Genomic DNA, 748 nt, shown 5'->3' on the forward strand with positions numbered 1-748 from the left:
AACCAGGTGCGCGACGTCGCCGCGCTCACCGCGGAGCTGGGCGGCACCCACGTCGTGGTCATCCCGGACACGTTCCGGGACCAGAAGACCGGCGCCGACGTCGAGTCCCGGCACCTCACCCCGGAGGCCTGGACTGCCAAGACGACCGGCGTGGACCGGCTCGGCCGGGCGGTGCAGGAGGAGTACGGCCTGTCGATCGCCTTCCACCCGCACGCCGAGACGCACGTCGGCCACCAGGCCGACATCGAACGGTTCCTCGCCGACACCGATCCGCAGTACGTCCCGCTGTGCCTGGACACCGGGCACGTCAGCTACTACCGCGGCGACAACCTCGACCTGATCCGCCGGTACCCCGAGCGGATCGGCTACCTGCACCTCAAGCAGGTCGACCCGGCCGTGATCGACCGGGTGCTCGCCGAGGACATCGTGTGGCCCGAGGCGGTGCGGATGGGGGCGATGGTCGAGCCGCCGAACGGGGTGCCCGAGTACCCGCCGCTGCTGGCGGCCATCGACGAGCTGGGGCTGGACGTGTTCGCGATCGTCGAGCACGACCTCTACCCCTGCGCGCCCGACGTGCCCCTCCCCATCGCCCAGCGCACCCACCGCTACATCGCCGGCTGCGGTTTCCCGTTCCTGGAGATCGGCGCTCCCAGGTCCGCCGCGACCGCATGGGAGGGCCAGGCGTGACGACCACCGAGACCACCTCCGGGGTCCTGCCGGAACTGGCCGACGTCCCTGCCGCGGAGCT

1 protein-coding gene is annotated in these 748 nt (G+C 71.8%); it reads left to right on the forward strand.

The window, feature by feature from the left end; genetic code table 11:
- Nucleotides 1-687, forward strand: a 687-nt coding sequence (locus HL189_RS22470) for a sugar phosphate isomerase/epimerase family protein (RefSeq protein WP_369135958.1), incomplete at its 5' end; no start/stop codon positions are given.
- Nucleotides 688-748: the final 61 nt, after the last annotated feature.

Source organism: Modestobacter sp. I12A-02662 (genome assembly GCF_041028325.1).
In the GTDB taxonomy this organism is placed as follows: Bacteria; Actinomycetota; Actinomycetes; order Mycobacteriales; family Geodermatophilaceae; genus Modestobacter.